The sequence below is a fragment of the Nonomuraea guangzhouensis genome, from assembly GCF_019396345.1.
GTDB classification, from domain to species: Bacteria; Actinomycetota; Actinomycetes; order Streptosporangiales; family Streptosporangiaceae; genus Nonomuraea; species Nonomuraea guangzhouensis.
This window is the reverse complement of sequence record NZ_JAHKRM010000009.1, coordinates 51,915-72,813: the sequence shown is the minus strand read 5'-3', so window position 1 is coordinate 72,813 and position 20,899 is coordinate 51,915. Positions and strand designations below refer to the sequence as shown.

Annotated in this window: 8 protein-coding genes; all 8 read left to right on the top strand. The window is 73.3% G+C overall.

The genetic code is table 11. The features are described 5' to 3' along the window. Nucleotides 1-12: 12 nt before the first annotated feature. Nucleotides 13-4,560: a kelch repeat-containing protein gene (locus KME78_RS19510; protein ID WP_219530525.1), complete on the top strand. Its 4,548-nt coding sequence runs from the start codon at nt 13-15 to the stop codon at nt 4,558-4,560. Next, entirely contained in the window at nt 4,557-5,741 is a 1,185-nt protein-coding gene (locus tag KME78_RS19505) for a Kelch repeat-containing protein (protein WP_219530524.1), read from the top strand. The genes KME78_RS19510 and KME78_RS19505 overlap by 4 nt, the downstream gene beginning before the upstream one ends. Next, the gene (locus tag KME78_RS19500; RefSeq protein ID WP_219530523.1) at nt 5,738-8,821 is read left to right on the top strand and encodes a hypothetical protein; all 3,084 of its coding nucleotides are present in this window, start codon (nt 5,738-5,740) and stop codon (nt 8,819-8,821) included. Before KME78_RS19505 ends, KME78_RS19500 begins: the two co-directional genes overlap by 4 nt. Further along, nucleotides 8,818-14,040 (top strand): hypothetical protein, encoded by a 5,223-nt coding sequence (locus tag KME78_RS19495; protein WP_219530522.1) that lies wholly within the window; start codon nt 8,818-8,820, stop codon nt 14,038-14,040. Before KME78_RS19500 ends, KME78_RS19495 begins: the two co-directional genes overlap by 4 nt. Next, complete coding sequence (locus KME78_RS19490; protein ID WP_219530521.1) at nt 14,033-15,829, top strand: hypothetical protein; 1,797 nt, start codon at nt 14,033-14,035, stop codon at nt 15,827-15,829. The genes KME78_RS19495 and KME78_RS19490 overlap by 8 nt, the downstream gene beginning before the upstream one ends. Nucleotides 15,830-16,011: 182 nt before the next feature. Further along, nucleotides 16,012-16,584: an RNA polymerase sigma factor gene (locus KME78_RS19485; protein ID WP_219530520.1), complete on the top strand. Its 573-nt coding sequence runs from the start codon at nt 16,012-16,014 to the stop codon at nt 16,582-16,584. Next, nucleotides 16,581-17,543, top strand: a complete 963-nt coding sequence (locus tag KME78_RS19480) for a CU044_5270 family protein (RefSeq protein ID WP_219530519.1) — start codon at nt 16,581-16,583, stop codon at nt 17,541-17,543. Before KME78_RS19485 ends, KME78_RS19480 begins: the two co-directional genes overlap by 4 nt. Before the next feature lie 85 nt (nt 17,544-17,628). Further along, on the top strand, nt 17,629-20,799 hold the full coding sequence (locus KME78_RS19475; RefSeq protein ID WP_219530518.1) for a S8 family serine peptidase: 3,171 nt from the start codon (nt 17,629-17,631) through the stop codon (nt 20,797-20,799). The last annotated feature ends 100 nt before the right edge of the window (nt 20,800-20,899 follow it).

The following is a 20,899-nucleotide window of genomic DNA, read 5'->3' as shown; positions in this document are numbered from 1 at the left end:
GAGGTATCCGCGATGGCATTGTCCGTCGAATCTTTGCTGCTCGAGGTGGGCAAGGCGTTCGCCCCTCTGGAGCAGCGGCTGCGCGGTGACGAGATCCCGCTGCTGTTCGCCGAGATCGGCCTGCCGGCGCCCGGCGTCGTGCTGGCCGCGCAACCCGTACGCACCGCCGTGGAAGGCGCCGCCACGGCGCTGAGCGGGCTGCCCCGCTCGCTGTCCGACCTGGCCGCGGCGATCGAGGCCGAGGACGCGGACCGGATCGCGGAGAGCGTGGCCGCGATCGGCAAGCTGGTCACGACCGTGGCCGACGCGGTCGGCGTGGTGGCCGGCGCGATCCGGGCGGCCGCGGCGGCGGCCGGGCCGAACCGGGCCGAGGTGGAGGCGTTCGCCGGTGAGCTGGCGGAGCGGCTGTTCGGCTTCGCGCTGATCACCTACCTCCAGGACAGGAAGCCGATCGTGGCGAACGTGCTGGAGCTGATCGGCGTCCTGGAGTCGACCCCGATCGCCGCGACCCCCGCGGCGCCCACGCACGTGCGCCGGGTGCTGCGCCTGGACCGGCTGAGCGGCTTCCTGCGCGACCCCGTCGGCACCCTGACCGAGCTCTACCGCTGGGGCGGCCCGGACTTCGACTGGGACCTGCTGCTCCAGCGCCTGTCGATCTTCCTCACCACGGTGTCGCACTTCGCCTTCCCGCAGCCGGGGCCGCCGCCGTTCCTGCGGGTCGTCGGCGTGGACATCGGCAGGACCGATGACCAGATCCCCGGCGTGGCGGCCACCCTGCGGCTCGACGCCAAGGACCATCTCGAGCTCGTCGTGCCGGTCAACGACTCCGTGGCGCTGGTCGCGACGTCCGACGCGGCGATGGAGGCCGGGGCGGCCGTCGAGCTGCTGCCGCCCGCCGACCTGCGGGTCGTGCCGCCGTCCGGAGAGGTGCGCGGCTCGGTGCGGTTCGGCGTCCAGGCGCCGCCCGCCGCCGGCGGCCCGCCGCTGGTCATCCTCGGCACCGCGGGCAGTTCCCGCGTCGAGGCGCGCTCCCTGCGCATCACGGGCGGGGCGGACCTCGACTGGAACGCCGCCGCCGGCCGCGCCGAGGGCGAGCTGGTGCTGGAGGCCGCCGTCGACGGCGGCAAGATCGTGCTGAACCTGGCGGACGCGGACGGCTTCCTCGGGACGATCCTGCCGTTCGGCTCCATCGAGCTCGACGCCGACGTGGGACTGTCCTGGTCGAGCGCGACCGGGCTGCGCTTCCGCGGCACGGGCGGGGTCGAGGCCGACATTCCGGTCGACCTCCAGGTCGGCCCGGCGGAGATCCGCTCGCTCCACCTCGGCCTGCGCCTGACCGACGACGGGGTCGCCCTGGAGGTGTCCGGCACGGTCGGCGCCCGGCTCGGCCCGATCGCGGCCGTGGCCGACAGGATGGGAGCGGTGATCAAGCTGTCGCGCGAGGACGGCGCCCTCGATCTCGACGTCGGCTTCAAGCCGCCCACCGGGGTCGGGCTGAAGATCAGCGCGAACGGCGTGTCCGGCGGCGGGTTCCTGTCCTTCGACCCCGACCGCGGCGAGTACGCCGGCGCGATGGAACTGGAGATCGCCGACTTCCTCGCGGTCAGGGGCATCGGGCTCATCACCACCCGCCAGCCGGACGGCTCGCCGGGCTTCTCGCTGCTCATCGTGCTCACCGCGGAGTTCCCTTCCGGCATCCAGCTCGGCGCCGGATTCACGCTGCTGGCCGTCGGCGGGCTCCTGGGACTCAACCGCAGGATGGACCTGCAGGCGCTCATCGAGGGCGTGCGGACCGGGGCGATCGACTCGGTCGCGTTCCCGAAGGACGTGGTCGCGAACGCGCCGCGGATCCTGTCCGACCTCGGCCGCTTCTTCCCCGCCCAGCAGGGAACGTTCCTCATCGGCCCGATGGCCAAGATCGGGTGGGGCACGCCGCCCCTCATCACCGCCTCGGTCGGACTGATCATCGAGGTGCCGGGCAACATCGCGATCCTCGGCGTCGTACGGGCCGCGCTGCCCTCTCCCGAGGACCCGCTGCTGCTCCTGCAGGCCCAGTTCCTCGGCGCGCTGGAGCGGGACAAGGGACGGCTGTGGTTCTTCGCCAAGCTCGTCGAGTCGCGCATCGTGGGGATGACCGTCGAGGGCGGGATGGGCCTGCTGGTGGCCTGGAGCGGCGACCGCGAGCTGATCGTGACCATCGGCGGCTTCCATCCCGGTTTCCGGCCGCCGCCGCTGCCCTTCCCCACGCCGGCCCGGCTCGCGGTGGACCTGCTCAACCGGGGCAGGCAGCTCATCCGGGTGACCGGCTACTTCGCGCTCACCCCCAACACCGTGCAGTTCGGCGGCGGTGTCGAGGTGCGGCTGGGGTTCAGCTCGTTCGGGGTCGAGGGCCATCTCACCCTCGACGGGCTGATCAACCGCGACCCGTTCCGGTACAAGGCGCACAGCTCGGGGCACGTCTCGCTCAAGGCGTTCGGGGTCGGCGTGTTCAGCCTCAGCCTGGACCTCACGCTGGAGGGCCCGGCGCCGTGGCGGGTGCACGGGCGCGGCTCGATCGGCTTCCTGTTCTTCTCCATCTCCGCCGACTTCGACTTCTCCTTCGGCGAGGAGCTGGCGCTGTTCGTGCCGACGGTTCTCGGGCTGCCGCTGCTGGTCTCGGAGATCGCCAAGAACGAGAGCTGGGAGACCAGGCTGCCGGGAGGCGGCGTCCGTACGCTGGTATCCCTGCGCAGCCTCCCGGCGGGCGACGACCTGGTGCTGCACCCGCTCGGCACGCTCGTCGTGCGGCAGCGGGCGCTGCCGCTGGGCGTCCGGGTGGACCAGGTCGGCGGGCAGCCGATCACCGACGGGCGGCGCTTCAGCCTCACCACGCCGGAGAACGGCGGGTTCGCCGAGAAATCGGTAACCGGCGAGAAGTTCGCGATGGCCCAGTTCCAGAAGATGTCCGACGCGGCCAAGCTGTCGCGGCCCTCGTTCGAGACGCAGGACGCCGGGCTGGAACTCACCTCCGACCAGGGCAATCTCGCGACCGCCCGGGTCGTGCGGCGCGCGGTCCGGTTCGAGCTGCACCTGATCGACAGCGCCGCCGCGCAACCGGCCGGAGTAGCGCTCGCGGCCGCCACCGGCGCGCCGGTGCAGCGCTTCCACAGCGTCAGCGAGCCGGTGTTCGACGAACTGCTGCGCGGTTCGAGCACCAGCCGGTCGGGGCTCTCGGCCCGGCAGGCCAGGCAGCGGCAGCCGTTCCTGGCCGAGGACACCGTGCGGGTCGACGAGCAGCGGTTCGTGGTCGCGTACGTGAAGAGCAACCGCCAGGCCTTCCCCCCGAGCCGCCCGGGCACGACCACGCGCCGGGTGCCCTCGACGTTCCGCAGCCGCGCGACGGCCGAGGACGCGCTCGCCGGATTCGTGACGCTCGACCCGAACCTCGCCGGGCAACTGCACGTGATTCCCGCGGCCGAGGCGGCCGTCACGCCGGGCGTGCCCGGCACTTGGTCGCCCGCGGGCGTGCTTCCCACACCGGTGTCCGAGGTGGATCTCGTGCCGCTGCAGAACGGCCGCGTCCTGATCGCCGGGGGCACCGCCCCCGACGGCTCGCCCATCCAGGTCACCCAGTTGTTCGACCCGGCGGGCGACTCGTGGGCCACCGGGCCCGCGCTCGGGGCCGCGCGCCGCAGGCACGCCACCACGCGCCTGCAAGACGGCCGCGTGCTCGTCACCGGCGGGCAGGGCGGCGGGCACGCGCCGCTCGCGTCCGCCGAGCTGTTCGACCCGGCCGCGGGCCGGTGGACCCCGGCTGCCGGCATGGCCGTCGCCCGCCACGGGCACTCGGCCACGGTGCTGGGCGACGGCCGGGTGCTGGTGGCCGGCGGCAGCGGTGCGCGGGACGGGCAGGAGGACGGCGCGCTCGCGTCCGCCGAACTGTACGACCCGGCGACCGCCACGTGGAGCACCACGGGCACGCTGAGCAGCGCCCGCACCGGCCACCAGGCGGTCCTGCTGGACGACGGCCGGGTCCTGGTCACCGGCGGCCTGCTCCCCACCGGCGCGGACCGCGCCGAGCCGCTGGCCTACTGCGAGGTGTTCGACCCGGCCGACGGGGAGTGGAGCACCACCGGCAGCCTCGGCACGGCGCGGGCCGGGCACCAGGCCGTCCTGCTGGCCGACCACCGGGTGCTGGTGACCGGCGGCGACCCGGTCGTGGCCGCCGACGGCACGCTGGACCCGCACAGCCTCGCGAGCGCCGAGCTGTACGACCCGGTCAGCGAGGTCTGGAGCCCGGCGCGGCCGATGCCAGACGGCGGCCGCTCCGGCCACCGCGCGATCTCGCTGCGCTCCGGCGAGGTGCTGGTGACCGGCGGCACCGGCGCGCCCGAGCGGAGCGCGGGCTTCCGGTCCGTCATCTCCTACGACCCCCGGTCCGGGACCTGGCGCACGCTGGGCGGCCTGCTCCTGGGCCGTAGTGCCCACGCCGTCGCCGAACTGCCCGACGACCGGGTGCTGGCCGCCGCGGGCGTGGCCGGCACCGACCCCACAGGCACCGGCGAGGTGCTGATTCCATGACTGACGAAGGACTGACCATCATGCCAAAAGCCACCGAGCCACCCGCCGGAACCTGGAAAACCGCAGGCGACCTGCCTACCCCCGCCGCCTGGCACGGCCAGCACGACGGGCCGGTGCTACTCGCCGACGGCACCGTGCTGGTGGCCGGCGGCGCCGACGCGGCGGGCGGCTCGCTCGCCGACGCGGCCCTGTTCGGCAAGAAGCAGGGAACCGATCACGACACTTGGGACCGGGCCGACCCGATGGGCACGCCACGGCGGCTGCACTCGCTCACCCGCCTGGCCGACGGCCGCGTGCTCGCCGTCGGCGGCCTGAACGGCAGCACGGAACAGGGCTCCGCCGAGCTGTACAACCCGGCGACGGGACACTGGACCCCGACCGGCGGCCTCATCGCCCCCCGATGGGGACACAGCGCGACCCTGCTGGACGACGGCAGCGTCCTGATCGCCGGCGGCAGCGCGTCGCGCCCCTCGGGCGGCACGGTCGCGCTGCGCTCGGCCGAGCGGTTCGACCCCGGCAAGGAGAAGTGGCGCTCCGCGGGCTCCATGAGCGACGCGCGCACTGCCCACACGGCCGTACCGCTGCACGGCGGAATCGTCCTGGTCGCGGGCGGCACCGCGCCGGTCGGCGCCCCCGACGACCCGGCGCTGGCGTTCTGCGAGCTGTACGACCAGGCACGCGACAGGTGGACGCCCACAGGCAGCCTGATCAGCGCCCGCAGACACCACCGCGCGGTCCGGCTGTCGGACACCAGCGTGCTCATCACCGGCGGCACCGCGCCGGGCTCGCCGGGCACCGCGCCGTACGACCCGTTCAGCCGGCGCACGGCCGAGGTGTTCGACCTGGACACCGGCAAGTGGACGGAGGTGACCGCGATGCCCTCAGGGCGCGCGCTGCACCGCGCCGTCCTGCTGCCCGGCGGCCAGGTCATGGTCGCGGGCGGCGCGTCGGGCGACCGCGACGAGTCAGGTTTCCGCAGCGTGCTGGCCTACGACGTCACGGGTGACGCGTGGGCGTCCGTGCCGGGCCTGGTGACGGGCCGCTGGTCGTTCGCGGCCGTCGTGCTGGACGACGACAGGGTGCTGGTCGCGGGCGGCGTCGCCCGCGCCGGGCTGGCCGCCGCCGACCCGGCCGCCGTCGAGCTCACCGCGACCTCCGAGGTGTTCGGGGAGACCTCGTGACCGCCAACGCCTACACCTTCCTGCCGTGGTTGCGTGCCGGGATCAACACCCGGATCACGGCGGACCCGGGCACGGCCGCGCGGGCCAGCGTCCAGATCCCGCTCACCGTCTCCGGCGAGGGGCTCGACGGCGGCACGATCACCCACGACGCCGGGCGTCCCGTGCAGTTGTACGGGCCGGGCGACGTGGTCGGCGTGGACCCGCGGGCGATCTCGCGGACCGAGCCGCGGCCCGGCACCGCCAACGTGGAGCCGAACTTCCTCGCGCACATCGAGTTCGTGGAGGAGGACTTCGCCTGGCGCTACAGCCCCGCGCCGTCCGGCCCGTCGACCGCGCGCCTCACCCCGTGGCTCGCCCTGGTGGTGCTGGCCGCCGGCACCGAGTTCGCCGACGGCCCCGGCACGGACCCGCTGCCCGCCATCGACATCATCGACCCGGTCCGTACGATGCCGCCCGCCGACCAGCTCGGCGCCTGGGCGCACGTCCACGTGAACGGCTCGCTCGCGGGTCCGGTCGTCACCGACAGCACGGCCGGCCCGCTCACCGCCCTGGACACGGTGCTGACCGCCGACCCGGACAGCGCCTGCTCGCGGCTGATCTGCCCGCGCCACCTGCGGCCTGAGACCGCGTACGAGGCGTTCCTGGTGCCGGCCTTCGAGACCGGGCGGCTGGCCGGACTCGGCTTCGACCCGGCCGGAGCGCCGGGCGCGCTGTACTCGAGCTGGGGCCCGCCGTACGCCAACCGCCCGGTCGGCAACCGCATGCCGTACTACCACCGGTGGGCGTTCCGCACCGGTACGGCCGGAGACTTCGAGTTCCTCGTACGTCAGTTGCAGCCCCGCCGAGCCGACGCCCGGGTGGGCATCCGGGAGATCGACGTGCACGCCGACCCCGGCTTCGACCTGGGTGGCATCCCCGACCAGGGCGGCGTGCTGCCGCTCGGCGGCGCGTTACGCGTGCCGGAGAGCGTCGACCCGAGGGAGAACTGGGACCACTTCGCCGACCCGCCGTCGCCGTCCCCGCTCTACCCGCACCCGTTCGAGCAGAAGCTGGCCCGGCTCATCAACCTGGCCGACGACTTCCAGCACCGCACGTCGGGACCGGACCCGATCGTCACCCCGCCCCTGTACGGCCGGTGGCACGCGCTCACCCCGCGCCTGCTGTTCGGCAGGGACGACACACCGGTGTCCACGGAGGAGAGCCACAACTGGATACACCGGCTGAACCTGGACCCGCGCTTCCGCGTCGCCGCCAACCTCGGCGCGCAGGTGGTGAAGGACCACGACGAGGAGCTGATGGCGGCCGCCTGGGCGCAGGTCGGCGACGTGCTGGCGGCCAACGGCCGGATCCGGGCCGCCCAGCTCGCCCGCGAGGTCGGCCACGCGCTCCAGACCCGCCACCTCGAACTGCCGGCGGGCACGGCGCGGACCGCGGCGGCCGCCGCCCCTTCGGGACGCGCGCTCACCCTCACCGCCCCGGCCCACTCCCGGGTCACCACCCCCGTCACCGCCGCGAACTCGCTGGTGGCGGGGCAGGACAGCGAGGTCGCCGTCGGGTTCCACGTGGCCGGCAGCCGGATCGCCGCCGCGCCCGTCTCGCCCGCCATGCGGCGGATCATCCGCCCCGGCTCGCGGCTGATGCGCTCGCTGGACTTCCCGGAGGGGCGGCGGGCGGACGGCCTGCTGTTCCGCATGGACGACCCGGTCACGCCGGTCGTCGCCGCCCCGGTCAAGATCACTCCAGGCGCGCTGGTCACCCCGGCCGACGTCAACGCCGCGCTCCACCCCGAGCGGCCGCCCGGCACGGACCCGGTGGACGTCCTCGCGCACAGCCCCGACTTCGTGCTCCGCGCGCCCGGCGACCCGGTCACCCCGCACCCCGGCACCGCCGACAGCACCGAGGCGACCCGGTTCAAGACCGCGCTGCGCGAGCTGCACCAGGCGATCGACGCCGGTGTGGCGGTCGGCCGGACCCCGCCGCCGAACGCGCTCGACCTGACCACCACCACGACGGCCACGCTCACCGGCCTGCGCTCCGACACGACCGTGCCGCGCGCGCTGCTGGACGGCTCCGTCAGCCTCCCGGAGCGCCTGCGGCCGTTCGCGGAGGCGTTCACCGAGGCCATGGCGTACCCGGTGTTCGACACGCCGATGTTCCGGGCGCTGCTCGACAGCTCGCTCGACGCGTTCGTGCCGAACCTGAACCTGCTGCCGCAGAACACGCTGACGCTCCTGGACAACAACCACGAGTTCATCGAGTCGTACATGGCCGGGCTCAACCACGAGATGGCCCGCGAGATGCTGTGGCGGGAGTTCCCGACCGACCAGCGCGGCACCCCGTTCCGCCAGTTCTGGGATCCGGTCACCGCCCTGCCGGAGCCCGGGGTGTCGCCCGCGGACCGCCGGGAGCGCGACTACGACATCCCGCCGATGCACCGCTGGCCGCTGACGGCCAGGCTCGGGGAGAACGCCAACCCGCACGACGGGATCGTCCTGGTCGTCAGGGGCGAACTGCTCAAGAAGTACCCGACCACCGCCATCTACGCGCACCGGGCCGAATGGCCGCCCGGCCCTGACGGCCTGCCCGACAAGTCGCAGCAGCGCCGCCTGGTCACGATCACCGGTCAGCCGATGACCGAGCAGATCCAGCTTCCCCGCTTCGAGGCCACCGTGGACCCGGACATCTACCTGATCGGGTTCGCCCTCACCGCCGACCAGGCGATCGGCGGTCCCGACGACCCCGGCTGGTTCTTCGTGCTGAAGGAACGTCCGGGCGACCCCCGCTTCGGCCTGGACGACCGGGACCCCGGCGCGCCCGCCGGGCCCATCGAGGTCTGGAACGACCTGACCTGGAGCGACGTCGACCCCGCGGGACACGGGTTCCTCACGCTCGACCCCGCCGTCACCGTGCCGCTGGCCGGGCTGGACGGATCCGACGACGCGGGCAAGCTCGAACAGCACGACGAGGACGAGAACCTGCCGTTGTGGTTCAGCGGCCTGGGTTCGGCCGACCTCGCCTACATCCTCCTCCAGGTGCCCGTCATGGTCGCCGTCCACGCTCAGGAAATGGTGCCGCGATGACCGCGCTCAGCGACGCGTTCCCGGTTCTGCTCGCGCCGGTGCGGGTCGAGACCCGGTTCACCGCCACGGAACTGCTGGTCCGGATCTTCCCGGACGAGTGGGCCGTGGACAAGTTCGAGTCCAAGCCCACCGACGCCGAGATCACCGCGATCGACGCGTACTGGACGGCCCGCTGGGCGGCCGGCGGCCGGGCCGCGCGGCTTCAGGCCGCCTGGCAGGAACTGGCCACCCGGATACCGCCGGGCCGCGCGGCGTGGCTGCTGCGCGGCCGTACCCCGGCGAACCCGGCCGAAGAGCCCACCGGGGCGGCCGACGACGCCGTGGTGCTGGTCATCCGGTCCGCCGCGGCCCCGGCCGCCAACAACCGGCAGCCGTCGATCGTCTACTGGAGCGCGGTGTGGCGGGCGCACGGCGACCGGCTGCGGCTGCGCCAGGCCGACGCCGCGCTGGTCGCCGCAGTCGGAACCGCCCGGGCGAACACCATCCGCGCCAACCGGCCGTTCGGGCTGGACGGCGCGCTGACGAGCCCGACCGACAACGTGATCGTCGCGTTCCTGGTGATGAAGCCGCCCGACACCGGTACGACGGCGACGGACGCCTGGACGCAGGGCGCCAAGGCCGGCCTGCTGCCCGGCCGGTTCCAGGTGCTCGGGTTCAACGGCACCCGCCAGGTGGCGTCGGTGACCGGCGCCACGGTGCCGGCCACGCTCGCGGTGAGCCCGGACCCGGGCTCCGGCGACCAGATCTCCGTCAACGAGCAGACCGGCGTCCTGCACGTGCCGGACGCGCTGCGCTGGCTCGTCGACTTCGACCGGGCCGTGGCCGTCGGCATGGGCGTGCGGATCCCGCTCACCGACGAGATCCGCGGGGGAGTGGAACGGCTCGTCGTGCTGGGCCTGCGCGAGCAGGCGGCGCCCACGCAGACGGCCGCCGACCTCACCGAGCTGATCAAGCGCCACCTGCGCGGCCCGGACGGGTTCGCCCTGCTGCCGCAGGGCACGCCGACCAACAACTCCGATGTCCGGCCGGCCGGTCAGGACGAGGAGGACGAGGCCGCCGCCGCGCTGCGCTCCTCCCTGGGGATCGCCGCCGCGGCGGCGCAGGACTGGACGACGAGGACCGACGGCAGGCAGCTCACCGACCTGCTCGGCATCGACCCCGGCGTCCTGTCCGGCATGCCGAACGCGGACGGAACGGACCAGCGCGACGCCCGCGCGGCCAACACCGCGCTGTGGCCGGCGACGTGGGGCTCCTTCCTGCAGACGGCTCTGCACCCGCTGCTCGGCCCGGACGCCGTCGCCAAGACCCGCGACTTCTTCCAGAAGTACGTCTCCGGCCGTGGCCCGCTGCCCGTGGTGAAGATCGGGCGGCAGCCGTACGGGATCCTGCCCACCACAGCCTTCTCCCGGCTCGCCTTCCCGGACTCCGCGGGGCACCGGCGGGCGCTCAACCGCGTCCTCACCGAGGCGGGCAAGGACTGGGCCGCCGCCGCCGCTCAGGTGCCGCACCTGGCCGACGGCGCGAGCGACGCGCACCAGCAACTGCTCGACCTGGTCGCGCTGCACCCGACGTCGGCCGAGTACCACCAGCGGTACGCGCAGAGCCTCGAGGACCTGTTCAACCGGGAGAACCTCGCCGGGCTCGGCGCCACCGTCGTGTCCACGGTGGAGCAGCTCGGGCTGGCCGCCCCCGTGCGCGCCCTGCTCAGCCGGTTCGGGGCAAACACCGGCCCCGGCCGGGACCCTGACCTGCTGCGGCGGCTGTTCACCGACTTCCACCAGCCGATGCTGGCGCCGCTGGTGGACGACCGGCCGCTGTCGGAGACCGCCCGCATCCGGCCGTACACCACCGACGGGCGCGACTATCTGACGTGGCTGGCCGCGCTGGCCCGGACCAGCCTGAACGGCATCCGGCTGGAGTCGGGCTTCGCGGAGGGGCAGCGTCCGGCGACGCTGCTGTACCTGCTGCTGCGGCACGCGATCCTGCTCGGCTGGGACGAGGCCGCCCGCGCGCTCACCACCGCGGCCGGCCAGCCGACCGGGCCGCCTGTCGATCCGCCGTTCATCCACGTGCACCTGCCCGGGCCCGGAGAGGACGCCACCAGCGAGAGCCGCTTCCGGCTGCTGTACTCGCCCGCCCCGCTGGTCACGGGCAGCCCCGACCAGCTCCTGGTCAACTTCATCCCGTCGGCGCTGAGCAAGCAGGCGCCGGACCAGCCGGGCCCGACGGCGGCGCTCGCCGACCAGGCCCGCGCGCTGGACGTCCTGGCCACCCTGCCGACCGCCCGCCTGGAACGGCTGCTGGCCGAGCACCTCGACCTGGCCACGTACCGGCTGGACGCGTGGCGGCTGGGCCTGGCCACCGAACGGCTCGCCGAACTGCGGTTCGCGCCCGACGGCACCGCCCGGCCGGGGCTGCACCTGGGGGCGTACGGCTACCTGGAGAACGTACGGCCGCACGCCGCCGACCTGGAGCCCGTCACGCTCACCGGCCCGCTCGCCCAGGTCTTCACCGGTGCCCAGCCGCTGCTGCACGACCCGGAGAACGAGGGCTTCGTGCACGCGCCGTCGCCCGGCCACGCCCGTACGGCGGCCGTCCTGCGGGCCGGGTACGTCGCCAACGCCGACCGGCAGAACCCGGGCCCCTTCGCGGTCAATCTCAGCGCGGACCGGGTCAGGCTCGCGCTGTCGATCCTCGACGGGATGCGGCGCGGCCAGTCGCTGGGCGCGATGCTGGGCTACCGGTTCGAGCGTGGCCTGCACGACCGGAGCAGCCAGGCCGAGGTGGACAAGTTCATCGGAGGGCTCAGGCTGGCCTTCCCGCTGCGGTCGGGCAAGATCCCGCAGTCTGTGGATGCCGATCAGGACAAGCCTGACGAGATCGGGCAGGTCGAGGCGCGCAACGTGATCGACGGCCTGGCCCTAGCCCGCCATCTGACCAGGAACGGCGCGTCGCGCACGTACCCGTTCGGCCTCAGGGGTCTGCCGGAGGCGGACCCCGATCAGACCAACGCGATCAGCGAGGAGGCCGACCGGCTGCTGGCCGCCAACGACGCGGTCGCCGACCTCGCCGTCGCCGAGGCCACGCACCAGGCGCTGGGCGGCAACCCCGAGCGCGCCTCCGCGACCCTCGACGCCTACGCCAAGGAAGGGCTGCCGCCCGAGCCCGAGGTGGTCAGGTCGCCGCGCAGCGGCACCACGCTCACCCACCGGTTCGGGCTGCGGCTGAAGGCAGGGCTGCACCCCGGGAACGGCGACACTCCCCGCGCGCAGGCGGAACCGGCCGTGGACGACTGGCTGCCGAGCCTGCTGCCGCGGGACGAATCCGTCGCCGCGCGCGTCACCTGGACCGACCCGGTCAACGGCCGTGCTCACGAGAGCGTGGTCACCCAGGACGACGTCGACCTCGCGCCGATCGACCTGCTGTGGACGGTACGGCCGACCGACCAGGCGGCGATGACCGACCTGGACGACCGGATCATCGGCGTCGTCGTGAACAGGGAGGACCCGCGCCCGGACGCCGAGCTCACCATCCGCTACACCGACCGTGTCAACGGCAAGGTCACCTTCTTCGAGCTGTCGCCGCTGATCGCCGCGCTGCGCACGCTGCTGACCACGGGTCGGCCGCTCAAGCCGACCGACCTGGTGCCCGCCTCCGGTCCCGTCACGCTCGACCGTACGCTGGACGACGCCGTGTCGGTGCCCAGGCAGCGCCCGGTCGCGGTCCGCGAGTCGCTCGACGACCTCGGCGACGACGTGGACGACCTGCTGCGCGACCTCGTCCGGCTGTACCCGCCCGCTCCCGCGCAGCCGCGGCGCGGCGACATCGTGGAGGACATCGACACGCTGCTGACCCGCTACGCCCGGCTGGTCACCACCGCGGCGGGGTTCGGCATGGTGCGCAGCGGCTGGGGCGAGGTGACCGCCTGGCGGCGCGGCGTGTTCTCCGAGGTGCTGGCGGCCGTCGCCGTGACGGCGGCCCGGATGGGACGCACGCTCGCGAAGGCCGACGCGCTGCTGGCCGCCTACGACGCACTGCCCAGGCGCACCCCGGACGACGAGCGTTTCCGCAGGTTGCACGAGGTGGAGCCGCTGCTCACGACCACGCCCGACCCCGACCCGCCGGACCGGCCCGACCGGTTCCGCGACGCCATCGGGCGCCGGCGCGACATCTTCGCCCGGCGCCAGGACGATCTGGAGGACGTCGCCAGGACCGACCGTACGAAGCTGAGCGAGCTGCTGGAGGAGGTCGGCGACCTGCTGCCGCTGAGCGGACTCGACCCGGCAGGGCTGGACCTGACCCCGGCGCTGGACAAGGTCGTCGCGTTCGGCGCGGAGCTGCTGTCCAGGACGCGGGCGCTGTGCGAGGAGATCACCGCCCGCCTCGCCGCCGCCACCGCCGCGCTGACCAGCGCCGACAACGCCGTCACCGCGCCCGACCGCGCGAAGGCGACCATCGAGGCGCTGCGGGCGCTGCTCGGCCCGGACGCGCTGGTCGTACCGGAGTACACGCTGCCGAAGGGTCTCGGCGACGACCTGCATGACGCGTTCGACGACAGCGACGACCTGGTCAGGCACCTCACCCGGGCGCCGATCTCGCGGGACTTCCCCGTCGACGACTGGCTGCACGGCCTGGCCCGCGTACGGGAGATGCCGCGGTTGTGGGAGCGGGTGACGCTGCTCAGCGACGCGCTCAGGAACGACGACCTCGAGGACATCGAGGACCGGGAGCCGCGGCTGCGGCCGATCCAGTTGCCGCTCGTGAACGGCGACCACTGGCTGGCCATGGAGCTCGCGTCGGGCGCCACGATCGACCAGGACCGGCTGCTGTTCACCGCGCACTACGCCGACGACCCGCCCGACGGGTCTGGGCCCGCCAGCGGCCTGCTGTTCGACGAGTGGACCGAGGTGCTGCCCACCGACCGGGAGACGACCGGCATCGCCGTGCACGCCGACAGCCCCGACTCCGAGCCGCCGCAGAGCATGCTGCTGGTCGTGCCGCCCGTGACCACCGGGTCGTGGCGGGCCGAGGACCTCGTCGCGGCGGTCACCGAGACGTTCGACCTGGCGCGTACGCGGCTGGTGGAGCCCTCGCAGCTCGACGGCACCGGGTACGCCCAACTGCTGCCCGCGACCCTCCTGTCCGCCACCCGCCAGCCCATCACCATCAGCACCGATCTCGCCGTCGCCAACGCACGATGGAAGGCCGACCATGAGTGAGCCCCGAATCGCCGACCTCCCCGCGGCGCTGGCCCATCGGGACTTCCCGACGGTGGGCCTGTGGAACCGCCTGGAGGGGCGTCCCCGTACCACCGACTTCGGCAGGGCGCTGCGTGCCGAGGTCCGTGACCCGCTGTGGCTGCTGGCGCGGCAGTGGCAGCTCGGCGAGTTCCGCGCCACCGACGGCGGCTCGCCGGTGACGGCCACGTACTCGGTGGTGGCCAGCCCGCTGACCCGCTTCCGCCCCGACACAGACCCGGTGAGCCCGCCGGGCGCGTTACCCGCCGGGCGTCCCTTGGAGACGGTGGCGGAGCGGCGGCCGCTGCCGTTCGCGTTCGGGGCCGAGCCGATCTCGTTCGACCTGCGGCTGTCGCTGGGCCGCCGCTGGCTGAAGCTCGTGGCGCGGGCCTCGCTCCAGCACAACCGCGAGGTCGCCAAACAGTACGTCGCCCGCTACCGCATCACCCTCCCCGACCCGGACGCCGAGGCCGACGCCCAGCGCGTGGCCCACCCGGAGGTCTGGGCGGGCACGCAGGCCGTGGCCGGCCGCCGGATGGACGGCTACCTGCTGTACCAGCACGTCAAGGGTGGCGGAACGGCCGCAGACGGGATCACCGGGCTGCGGCGGCAGGACCGCGACGCGCTCAACGCCCTCGGCCCCCGCCTGATCGCCTGGTTCGACCAGCTCATCGACCAGCCGGGCGCGGTCAGCCCCTGGGACCCGCGACGGCTGGAGCACCGCTTCTCGGTCGCCGCGGCCGGGCCCGGCGGTGAGACGGTGCTGTCCGCGCCCGAGTACCCGGGCGGCGAGCTGGACTGGCACGCGTTCTCGACGGCCCACGACGACACGCTCGGCGGCGCGGGCGCCACTCCCGCCGCGCTGAACCGCACCGTGTTCCCCACGCCCGCCCGGTTCACCGGCATGCCGCTGCCACGCTGGTGGGCGGTCGAGGACGGCCGTACGAACTTCGCCGCCGTCACCCCCGACAGCACCGACCTGGCCCGGCTGATCTTCCTCGAGTTCGCGCTGGTCTACAGCAACGACTGGTACATCCTGCCGTGCGACGTCCCGACCGGCACGTTCGCGGCCATACAGGGGCTCGCGGTGACCGACGTGTTCGGCGCCCGCCGCTGGATCACCCCCGCCGGCGCGGGCGCCGCGCACGACTGGCAGCAATGGTCGATGTACGTCCACGGCGACGCGCCCGGCCTCCTGCTGCCGCCCGGGACGCCGAAGGTGACCGACGGCCCGGCGCTGGAAGAGGTCCTGCTGGCCCGGGACGAGAACGCCAACATGGTGTGGGGCATCGAGCAGACCGTCCGCATGCCCACCGGCGACCCGCGCCCCGGCGCGGAGGCCGCCGCCGAAACCCTCGCCTTCCGCCGCCGGCTGCGCCCGCCGACGCGGCCCGACGACCCTCGGGCAGCGCTCGCGTACCGGGTGATGAGCTCGGTCCCTGAGCACTGGATCCCGTTCGTCCCGGTCCACGTCCCCGGCGACAGCCGCAGCGTGCAACTGCAGCGCGCCACGATGCCCAGCGAGGTGGACGGCAGTCCCGTACCGGCCAGGACCGCCCTGCTCCGCGAGGGGTTCGACGCCGGGAACTCGTACTTCGTCAACGAGGAGGAGGTCCCTCTCACGGGCACCCGCCTGACCGCCGCGTACAACCGCACCCGCACCCGGACCGGCCAGGTGATCGTCTGGCTCACCGTGCGACGGGACACCGGCCGCGGCGGGCGCTCCAGCGGGCTGGCCTTCGACCTGCTGACCGACACCGCACCCCAGTGACGTACGGGCCGCGGACGGTCGCGCCGGAATCAGCGGATCCTTCTCCTTGGGAGCGACGTTGAGCTGAGAGTTCACTGAACAACTCATCGCGGGCACCATGCGGGAAAGCGATCGGGCGGTTGGGAGAAGTTCAGGTGAGTATCGCCGATCCCGAGAGGTGCCCGCATGACGGAGACCCGCACGTGACCCCTGGACCCGGCGCGGTCGAGGACGTCATAGATGCCCAGCTTGCCGCCCAGGCCGGTCGTGATCCCGCCGCTTTCTCGGCCGTCTACGACCGGCACTTCCGAGACATCTACCGGTACATCGCCGGACGGCTGGACGTACAGGCCGCCGACGACCTGGCCGCCGAGACCTTCCTCATCGCCCTTCGCGGAAGAGAGAAGTTCGACCCCAAGCGTGGCGGCCTGCGGCCCTGGCTGTTCGGGATCGCCACCAACCTCGTGGCGCGACACCGCAGCAAGGAGGCCCGCCACTACCGAGCCCTGGCTCGCACCGGGACCGAGCCGGACGCCGACAGCCACGAGACCCGGGTGGTCGACGCGGTCAGCGCCCAACGGCTGCAGCCTCAACTGGCCAAGGCACTGATGAAGCTGACCCGAGGCGAACGGGACGTGCTGCTGCTCATGGCGCTCGGCCAGCTCAGCCACGAGGAGATCGCGCAGACCCTGCGGATCTCGTACGGCACCGTCGGCTCCCGGCTCAGCCGGGCCCGAAAGAAGCTCCGCACCGAACTGAAGGACATCGAACCATGAACGAACTGGAGATGATCAGCAAGTTGCTGCACAAGCCTGATCCCTCCGACACCGTCGTACGCGAAGGACGGCGCCGGCTCCAGAACGCCCAGGCACGACCGAGGCGCAGGAGCTTCGTTTGGCTGACCGGAGGTATGGGCCTCACGGCGGCCGCGGCTGTGGCCGTGGCCGTGGTGGTCACCACCAGCGGAACGCCTGTGACGGTGACCACCGGATCGCCGAACGGAACGCCCCACAGCGCGTCGGCGGTGCCGACGCGACTGTCCAGCACTCAGATCCTGCTCGCGGCCGCCTCCACCGCGCAGAACAGGTCTGACTCAGGGACCTACTGGCATATCAAGGCCGACCACAGCGTGCGCGCCGGCAAGAAGACACTTCCCACGAAGTCCTCCGAAAGCTGGGTCAGGCGCGACGGGCAGGCATGGGTGCCCTCCGACGAGGGCGACACCGTCTACGAGGCCAAGGGCCCCAAAACCTTCTCCCTGGCCGACAGCCACGTCAGCTTCTCCCAGATTGAGCGACTGCCGACCGATCCGGAGGCGCTGAAGGCGTGGATCGCCGACAAGGTCGACAACGGTGACGGCGATGCGGACCCCACCGCACACGAATGGTTCGTGGCCAACTCCCTGGTCAACCTGCTGGGCGACTTGCCGGCTCCACCGGAGGTTCGCGCCGCGGCCTTCCGGGCGCTGGCCACGATTCCCATCGTGAAGAGCATCGGCACCGTGAAGGACGGCCTGGGCCGTACCGGCGACGGCCTGGAGATCTCCGACCTCGGCGTGGACCTGAAGGTCATCATCGACCCCGAAACCTCGCTCGTCGTCAGCCGCAGCTACCGCAGTGGCAAGGACGGCAAGATCTACAAGGAGGGGACGACCACGGTCCGAGTTTCCGAGTGGACCGACACGCTGCCTCCCGTGGTCCCCGAACCAGAGCGAACCGGCCCCGCCCGCGGCTGAAACTCGTGCGGTCAGCTACGTAGTGACATTTCCCCGATGATCGGATAATTGAGTGCGAAGAACGACAAGGTGGGCTGGTGTTGCCGTGCTCGCTGCGGCCATGACCGTCCAGCCGACCGCCCCGCCACAGGCCGTCGCGCAGGCCGGAGGACAGACCGAAGAGCAGGCCGGCGCGCGTACGGTCACGCTGATCACCGGCGACAAGGTGACCGTGACCGGCCCCACGAGCGCGGCGGTCGAGCCGGGCGAGGGCAGGGAGCGGGTCACCTTCCTCACCGACGTGGCGCGGGGACGGCTGCGTGTCTTACCCGACGACGCCGCGCCGCTGGTGCGGGCCGGACGGTTGGATCCTCGGCTGTTCGACGTGACCGGGCTGCTGGAGCTCGGGTACGACGACAGCCGCAAGGAGCTCCCGCTGCTCGTGACCGGGGCCTCCGGTCCCGCGACGGCCGTCCGCGCGATGAGCGGGTACCGGTCGCTGGCCGCGGTGCGCGGCTTCGCCGTACGGCAGCGCAGGGGTGAGGCCGTACGGACGTGGCAGACGCTCGCCGGCGGGACGGGCAAGATCTGGCTCGACGGGCGCCGGCGGATCACGCTCGACGTGAGCGTCAAGCAGGTCGGGGCGCCGCAGGCATGGGAGCGCGGGCACACCGGCGCCGACGTCAAGGTGGCGGTGCTCGACACCGGGATCGACGCGACCCATCCCGACCTCGCCGGGCGGGTCGCGGCGCGGGCCGATTTCACCGAGATCCAGGACGAGCGCGACGTGATCGGGCACGGCACGCACGTGGCCTCCACCATCGCGGGCAGCGGCGCCGCCTCGGACGGCAGGTACCGTGGCGTCGCGCCCGGCGTGACGCTGCTGGACGGCAAGGTGTGCGAGTCGACCTACTGCGCGGACTCGGCCATCCTCGCGGGCATGCAGTGGGCGGCCGAGCAAGGCGCGAGAGTCGTCAACATGAGCCTCGGCGGGCCCGACACCCCCGGAACCGACCCGCTGGAGGAGGCCGTACAGACGCTCAGCGACCGTTACGGCACCCTGTTCGTGACCCCCGCCGGCAACTACGGGGCCGATCGCACGCTCATCTCTCCCGGCACCGCCGACGCCGCGCTGCAGGTCGGCGCCGTCAGCAAGACGGGCGAGCAGGCGGAGTTCGCCAGCCGCGGGCCGCGCGCCGGCGACGACGGCCTCAAGCCGGACATCACCGCCCCCGGCGTCGACATCACCGCCGCCCATGGCAAGGACAGCCCCGGCGACGGCTCCTACGTCGCCATGTCCGGCACCTCCATGGCCACCCCGCACGTCACCGGCGTCGCGGCGCTGCTGGCGGGGGAGCACCCCGACTGGAAGGGCGACACGCTCAAGGCGGCCCTCATGAGCGCCGCCCGGCCGCTGCCCGGGATCGGGGTGTTCGCGCAGGGCGCGGGACTCGTGGACGCCGACCGCGGCACGCGCCAGGCCGTGACGGCCGAGCCGCCCTCGCTGAGCTTCGGAAAGCAGGCGTGGCCGCACGACGACGACCAGCCGGTCAGCAAGACGATCGTCTACCGCAACCAGCAGCAGCAGCCGGTGACCCTCCGTCTGGAGGTGCCTGGCGACAGGGCCTTCAGCGTCGCGCCCGCCACGCTGACCGTCCCCGCGGGCGGGCAGGCCGAGGCCGTCGTCACCGCCGATACCGGCACCGGAGGGCCCGACGGTCTCCTCGGCGGGCACGTCGTCGCGACCGGCGACGGTGACCTGGCCCTCAGCACGCCGGTCGGGGTCGACAAGGAGGAGGAGAGCTACGACCTCACCCTCAGGTTCACCGGCAGGAACGGCGGGCCGGCCACCGAGGCCTACACGACGCTGTTCCGCCTGGACGTCGACCAGACGCCGATCGACGTGGAGAACCCCGGGGGACCGGTCACTCTGCGGCTGCCCAAGGGCCGATGGCTGATCAGGACCACCATCCGTGACGGCCAGAGCAGGACGCTCCTGGTCCACCCGGGCCTCGACCTGGACCGGTCGCAGAGCGTGGATGCCGACGCACGGCTGGGCAAGCCGATCACGCTGACGCTTCCCCGCGCGGACGCCGTCCCTGTGCAGGCCGAGATCGTCTACCAGTACCAGAAAGCGGACGGAACAACGCGTCACTGGGGCTGGCTGGGTGACTCCTACGAGGAGACGTTCACCGCCCAGCTCGGCCCCGCCCGCGCCTATGCCGGCGTACGTACCAAGGTCGCTGGGCGATGGGCCGCCGCCCAAGTCGGCAGCCCGTACGCCTACAGCCTGGCCTGGTTCCACTCCGGGGGCATGGTCAACGGATTCGAACGGCGCGTGGCCCAGCGCGACCTGGCCGCCATCCACACCGACTACGCCCGTCACCTGCCCGAGGCGGAAGCCCGCGCATACAGCCGCGCCTGGCCGCGCGACGGCGCCGTCTTCGGCTTCCTGGCTCCCACCGCGTTCGGCACGCCGTTCAAACAGGTCGAGTACGTCAACACCGATGGCGGCATCCGCTGGCAACGCTTCCTGTTCGAGTACGGCTCCGACGGCCGGCTCAACCGGTTCGACTCGCCCTTCACGGTCTACCAGTCCGGGCGGGCGTACACGGAGGCCTGGAACCGCGGCGTCTTCTCGCCCGCGCTGCCCTGGGCGGGCGCGGAGAAAGCCGACGGCGTCAGCCGCACCGGCGACGTCATCTCGACCGACCTGCTCATGTACGGCGACGGCCGAGGGGCGCTCGGCTACTCCACCCGGGCCACGCAACGGACCGCCCTCTACCGCGACGGCACCCTCGTCGGCGAGCAGCCGGAGACGAGGACGAGCTTCACCGTGCCCGGGAAGGAGGCCGCCTATCGGCTCGTCGTCGAGAGCGAGCGCGGAGCACCCGCGACGCTGTCCACCCGTGTGTCCGGGGTGTGGACGTTCCGGTCCGGGCACGTCGCGAGCGACATGCCCGCGCGGCTGCCCGTGTCGGTCGTGCGCTTCAGCCCCGCTCTCGATGCCGAGAACTCCGCCCCGTCCGGGCGGCGTTTCACGGTGCCGGTGACCGTTCAGCCGTTGGAGGGCAGCGCCGCCCGTCCCGTCAGGCGGCTGTCGGTGGAGGTCTCCTACGACGACGGCGCCACCTGGACCAGGGCCGAGGTCCACGGGTCGGCGGCCGTCCTGCGCCACCCGGCCGGCGACGGATTCGTGTCGCTGCGCGCCCGGGCGGTGGACGGGGCGGGCAACACGGTGGAGCAGACGGTCATCCGGGCCTACCGCGTCCGGTGACCCTGAAGCCGCAACTCCCGCCATGAAGACGGGCCCGCAGGACCGGGTGGGTCCTGCGGGCCCTGTCTGTCAGGAGGGCTTGGATCTGACAGTCCGCGCT

Excerpts from the sequence above, each read along its gene's own strand:
- KME78_RS19510 (WP_219530525.1), top strand. The coding sequence starts at position 13 with ATGGCATTGTCCGTCGAATCTTTGCTGCTCGAGGTGGGCAAGGCGTTC.
- KME78_RS19505 (WP_219530524.1), top strand. The coding sequence starts at position 4,557 with ATGACTGACGAAGGACTGACCATCATGCCAAAAGCCACCGAGCCACCC.
- KME78_RS19495 (WP_219530522.1), top strand. The coding sequence starts at position 8,818 with ATGACCGCGCTCAGCGACGCGTTCCCGGTTCTGCTCGCGCCGGTGCGG.
- KME78_RS19490 (WP_219530521.1), top strand. The coding sequence starts at position 14,033 with ATGAGTGAGCCCCGAATCGCCGACCTCCCCGCGGCGCTGGCCCATCGG.
- KME78_RS19480 (WP_219530519.1), top strand. The coding sequence starts at position 16,581 with ATGAACGAACTGGAGATGATCAGCAAGTTGCTGCACAAGCCTGATCCC.